This window comes from Polaromonas sp. (assembly GCF_031411155.1).
In the GTDB taxonomy this organism is placed as follows: Bacteria; Pseudomonadota; Gammaproteobacteria; order Burkholderiales; family Burkholderiaceae_C; genus Polaromonas.
In genome coordinates this window covers 1-5,380 of record NZ_JANOAL010000131.1, presented here as the reverse complement: position 1 = coordinate 5,380, position 5,380 = coordinate 1, and the positions used below count along the sequence as shown (strand labels likewise).

Below are 5,380 nucleotides of genomic sequence, written 5' to 3'. Positions count from 1 at the left end.
CACAAAGGTCAGCTGCGCCAGCCAGTATTCGGCAATGAGCCAGGGCGCGGCCAGCAGCAGCAGCATCAGCGCGCCGTACCAGAACACATGGCCGGCGTGCTTGGCCAGCTTGATGTCTTGCGCGTAGTCGGTTTTGAAAATAAAGCGCATGTCAGGTTTTCTGCCATGGATGGCAATAGGCCGTGCGCCGCGAAGGGCCGCCCCGAGCAAGCACAGCCCCCGAGGGGCTGGAGCCTGCGGCTCCAAACCTGCTTGAGCAGGTTTGGACAGGCGACAGAGGCGAAGCGTCTGGCGAGCCGCGGCCTGCAAGGCCTCGCGCATTACACGAAGTGAAAAGCGTGGGGGCCATGTACTAGACTTTTTTACGGAGCTTTTCGCCAAACAATCCGTTGGGCTTGACCATCAGCATGATCAGTACCACGACATAGGGCGCAACGTCCTTGAAGCCGTCGGGCAGGTAAAAGCCCGAGAAGGACTCGACCAGGCCGATGACGAGCCCCCCGACAATCGCGCCGGGCAGGCTGCTGAAGCCGCCCACCACCGCGGCCGGAAAGGCCTTGAGCCCGATGAAGCCCATGTTGGCATGCACAAAGGTAATCGGCGCCAGCAGCAGGCCGGCAATCGCCGCCACCGCAGCGGCCAGGCCCCAGACCAGGCCGTTGAGCCGCTTGACCGGAATGCCCATGTAGTAGGCGGCCAGCTGGTTTTGCGACGAGGCCTGCATCGCAATGCCGAGCTTGCTGTACTTGAACAGCGCAAACAGCAGCAGGCACAGCAGCGCCGTGCTGCCAATGATGGCGACCTGTTCGACATTGATGACCAGCGTGCCCAGGCTCCAGATCTGGTCCTTGTAGGGCACCGGCAGCACATAGGTCTCGGTGCCAATGCCAGGGATCATGGTGATCAGGCCGCGCGCGGTGTAGCCCACGCCAATCGTCAGCATCACGATGGAAAACGCCGGCTGGCCGAGGATGGGGCGTATCACCAGCCGCTCCAGCAGCATGCCGAACAGCGCCATGCCGGCAATCGCGCTGAGCACCGCCAGCCAGAACGGAAAGCCCAGCAGGCTCATGCCGGCCAGACCGACAAAAGCGCCCAGCATCATCAACTCGCCCTGGGCAAAACTGACGGTTTCGGTGGCCTTGTAAATCAGTACAAAGCCCAGCGCGATCAGCCCGTAAATGCAGCCCTGCGCGATGCCGCTGATCAGCAGCTGCAAAAATTGCACGTGATGGTCTCCGTGGTGGGTGAACGCGGCGAATCTGAAGTGCCTTGGTTATAGCTGTCCCCTATGGGTCTGTCGCTAGGGGTTGTTCCGCATACGGCTCACTTTGGCGCTGGCGCGTAATCGGGCCATGCGGGGAAATATTCGAATCGGCGCCGGTCTGGGGTTTTATGGCGATGCCTGGGAGCCGGTGGCCGCCAGCGTTGAGCGCGGCGGCGTGCACTACATCGCCAGCGACCACCTGGCCGAGCTGACCTTGGCGATTTTGCAGAAAGACCGGCAGCGCGATGCAAGCCTGGGCTACGCGCGCGATCTGCTGCCCATGCTGCTGCAGCTGTGGCCGCTGATGCGCGCGCGCGGCGTCAAATTCATCTGCAACGCCGGCGGGTTGAACCCGGCCGGCGCCGCCGCGGCCTTGCGCGCGGCCTTTGCCGCCAGGGGCTGGCAGGCGCGCATTGCCGTGGTCACCGGCGACGAGGTGTTGCCGCAGCTGGCGGCGCTGGCCCCGCCGCACCTGTTTAACGGCCAGGCCTATCAGGCGGTGCAGCCGCGCATGGTGTTTGCCAATGCCTACCTGGGCGCGCGGCCGATTGTCTCGGCGCTGCAGCAGGGCGCTGACATCGTGATCACCGGCCGCGTGGCCGACGCGGCGCTGTTTCTGGCGCCGCTGGTGCATGAATTCAACTGGAAGCTGGAAGACGCGCAGACGCCGCCCGAGCTGGACCGGCTTGCGCAAGGCCTGGCCGTCGGGCATCTGCTCGAATGTTCGGGCCAGGGCAGCGGCGGCAATTTTGGCAGCCAGCAGGCCTGGAAGGCCATTCCCGATCTGGCGCACATCGGCTACCCGATGGCCGAGGTCAGCGAAGACGGCACGGCGCTGATCACCAAGGCGCCGGGCACAGGCGGGCGCATCAACTTTGACACCGTGCGCCAGCAGCTGCTGTATGAGGTGCACGACCCGCACGCCTACCAGTCGCCCGACGTGGTGCTCGATCTGTCCGAAGTGCGGCTCGACGACCTGGGCCAGGACCGGGTGCGGCTGAGCGGCGCGCGCGGCCGGCCGCGGCCGGCGCAACTCAAGCTGGTCGGCGGCTACCGCGACGGCTTCAAGGCCGAGGTGACCTGGGGCTTTAGCTGGCCCGATGCGCATGACAAGGCGCTGGCGGCGGTGGCGATGGTGAAGGCGCAGCTGGCCGACAAGCGCCTGCCGCATGAGGCCTTGTTCGTCGAATTCCCGGGCCTCAATTCAGCCCACGGCGCGCTGGCGCCGCTGCCCGCGCCCGAGGCACTGGCCGAGCTCAACGAAGTCTGGGTGCGCATGGTGCTGCGCACGCAGGACAAAGCCGTGGCCGAGGGCTTTGGCCGGCTGTTTCCGTGGCTGGCGCTGAGCGGCCCGGCCTACAGCTGCGGCTTTCACGGCCTGAACAACAGCAGCGAGCTGCTCGGCATCTGGCCGGCGCTGATAGACCGGCAGCTGGTGGAGGCGCAGGTGCGCGTGGAGGTGATCGCGACATGAAAATCCCGCTCGTCAAAATTGCCCATGCCCGCAGCGGCGACAAGGCCGACTGGGTCGACTTTGGCCTGTTTGCCTGGAACGAGGCCGGCTACCGGCTGATGGCGCGCGAAGTCACGGCCGACCGGGTGCAGGCCCACTTTGCGCCCTGGCTGCCGGGCGCGGTGCAGTGCTGGCCGCTGCCCAACATCCTGGCGCTCAAGCTGGTGCTGCACGACGCGCTGCAGGGCGGCGGGGCGCGCAACCTGCGCATGGACAACCTCGGCAAGGCCATGGCGGCGGCCCTGCTGCGCCTGGAAATTGAAGTCAGCGCGGCCGAACTGGCCGAGGCCACGGCCGCGCCGCGTGTCGGCTGGTGGGGGCCGGATTGAGCTGGTTTACCCATAAAAAATGGCTCTAGCCCAATAACAATAGGCGCCTACAGCTATCAAAATAATAGCGGCAAATTTGCCGGTCAGTCCGCGCTCACGATCTTGCGCGGCCGGCCCAGGTCGTCAATCGCCACATAGGTCAGGCTGGCCTCGGTGACCTTGATATAACGCCCCTGGCTGCGAAAGCGCTCGGCATAGACCTCGACCTGCACTGTGATCGAGGTGGTGCCGATGCGCGTGACGACGGCAAAAAACGACAGGATGTCGCCGACCCGCACCGGCTGCTTGAAGATGAACTGGTTCACCGCCACCGTCGCCAGCCGGCCATCGACGTGGCGGGCCGGCACCACGGCACCCGCCAGGTCGACCTGGGCCATGACCCAGCCGCCAAAAATGTCGCCGTTGGCATTGCAGTCGGCCGGCATCGGGATCATCTTGAGCACCAGTTCCTTGTCGGTCGGCAGCTGCACATTGAGCGATTCTGCGGCGCTGGGCCCCGTGTTGACCGGGATACCCTTGTAGACGCTTGTTTCGGAAGACATAGGCACAATCTCAAAGAAAGTTAAACAACCAGTAACCCTAGGGGCTGCTGCAACGATTGTCACCCATGCGCTCCCGAGCTTCCACCGCCGATTCGTCCCTTCACCTGCCTGCCGCGCCGGCGGCCCACGGCGTGCCGCTGCACGCGCGTTCCGACGGCGACACCCTGCGCCGGCTGTTTCCGTATTTGTGGGACTACAAGTGGCGCGTGCTGGCGGCGCTGGCCTTCATGGTGGGGGCCAAGCTGGCCAACGTGGGCGTGCCGCTGCTGCTCAAAAACCTGGTCGACACCATGAACCTCAAGCCCGGCAACGTGCAGGCGGTGCTGGTGGTGCCGGCGGCCCTGCTGCTGGCCTATGGCCTGCTGCGGCTGTCGACCACCTTGTTTACCGAGCTGCGCGAGCTGGTGTTTGCCAAGGCCACCGAAGGCGCGGCGCGGCGCATTTCGCTGGAGGTGTTTCGCCATCTGCATGCGCTGAGCCTGCGCTTTCACCTGGAGCGGCAAACCGGCGGCATGACGCGCGACATCGAGCGCGGCACGCGCGGCGTGCATTCGCTGATCTCGTATTCGCTCTACAGCATCATCCCGACCCTGATCGAGGTCACCTTGGTGCTGACGCTGCTGGCGGTCAAGTTTGACGCCCTGTTTGCCGTCATCACCGGCATCGCGCTGGTGTTTTATGTGTTCTTCACGGTCACCGTTACGCAATGGCGCACCCAGTTTCGCAAGGCCATGAACGAGATGGACTCGACCGCCCACAGCCGGGCGATCGACTCGCTGCTGAACTACGAGACGGTGAAGTACTTCAACAACGAAGAGTTCGAGGCCACCCGCTACGACGAAAACCTGGTGCGCTACCGCAAGGCCGCCATCAAGAGCCAGAACACGCTGTCCCTGCTCAACACCGGCCAGCAAGTCATCATTGCCATCGGCCTGGTCGCCATGCTGTGGCGCGCCACCCAGGGCGTGGTCGATGGCCGCATGACGCTGGGCGACCTGGTGATGGTCAACGCCTTCATGATCCAGCTCTACATTCCGCTGGGTTTTCTGGGCGTGATCTACCGCGAAATCAAGCAAAGCCTGACCGACCTGGACAAGATGTTCACGCTGATGGAAAAAGAGCGCGAGATTGCCGACCAGCCCGGCGCCCAGCCGCTGGTCATAGCCGCCTCGCCCACGGTGCGCTTTGAAAACGTCAGCTTCGCCTACGAGCCGGCGCGGCCGATTCTGCACAACGTCAGCTTTGAGATTCCGCCCGGCAAAACCGTGGCGGTGGTGGGCTCGTCGGGCGCCGGCAAATCGACGCTGGCGCGGCTGCTGTTTCGCTTTTACGACGTGCAGCACGGCCGCATCACCATAGGCGGGCAAGACATCAAGCAGGTCACCCAGGCCAGCGTGCGGCGCGCCATTGGCATCGTGCCGCAGGACACGGTGCTGTTCAACGACACGGTCGAATACAACATTGCCTACGGCAAACCCGGCGCCAGCCACGCCGAGGTCGAGGAGGCCGCGCGCGCGGCCCGCATCCACAACTTCATCGCCTCCACCCCGCTGGGCTACCAGACCATGGTGGGCGAGCGCGGCCTGAAGCTGTCGGGCGGCGAAAAGCAGCGCGTGGCCATCGCCCGCACCCTGCTGAAAAACCCGCCGGTGGTGATTTTTGACGAAGCCACCTCGGCCCTCGATTCGGCCAACGAGCGCGCCATCCAGGGCGAGCTGCGCACCGCCGC

The 5,380-nt window shown here is 64.9% G+C and carries 5 protein-coding genes and 1 pseudogene; 3 read left to right on the top strand and 3 right to left on the bottom strand.

What is annotated here, in order from left to right:
* A pseudogene (locus tag RMO23_RS08870) lies at positions 1–150 on the bottom strand (branched-chain amino acid ABC transporter permease); the annotation flags it as partial.
* A gap of 202 nt (positions 151–352) precedes the next feature.
* Positions 353–1,228: a branched-chain amino acid ABC transporter permease gene (locus RMO23_RS08865; protein WP_309680601.1), complete on the bottom strand. Its 876-nt coding sequence runs from the start codon at positions 1,226–1,228 to the stop codon at positions 353–355.
* Between the two features lie 127 nt (positions 1,229–1,355).
* On the opposite strand from RMO23_RS08865, the gene RMO23_RS08860 reads away from it, so the two are divergent.
* Both RMO23_RS08860 and RMO23_RS08855 read left to right on the top strand, forming a co-directional pair.
* Positions 1,356–2,741 (top strand): acyclic terpene utilization AtuA family protein, encoded by a 1,386-nt coding sequence (locus tag RMO23_RS08860; RefSeq protein WP_309680599.1) that lies wholly within the window; start codon positions 1,356–1,358, stop codon positions 2,739–2,741.
* Complete coding sequence (locus RMO23_RS08855) at positions 2,738–3,109, top strand: hypothetical protein (RefSeq protein WP_309680597.1); 372 nt, start codon at positions 2,738–2,740, stop codon at positions 3,107–3,109. The genes RMO23_RS08860 and RMO23_RS08855 overlap by 4 nt, the downstream gene beginning before the upstream one ends.
* 83 nt (positions 3,110–3,192) lie before the next feature.
* Here RMO23_RS08855 and RMO23_RS08850 read toward each other — a convergent pair whose 3' ends face one another.
* Positions 3,193–3,651, bottom strand: a complete 459-nt coding sequence (locus RMO23_RS08850) for an acyl-CoA thioesterase (protein ID WP_405041584.1) — start codon at positions 3,649–3,651, stop codon at positions 3,193–3,195.
* A 65-nt stretch (positions 3,652–3,716) separates the two neighbouring features.
* Between RMO23_RS08850 and RMO23_RS08845 the strand changes: the two genes are divergently transcribed.
* The coding region (locus tag RMO23_RS08845) for an ABC transporter ATP-binding protein/permease (RefSeq protein WP_309680595.1) at positions 3,717–5,380 on the top strand (1,664 nt) is incomplete at its 3' end.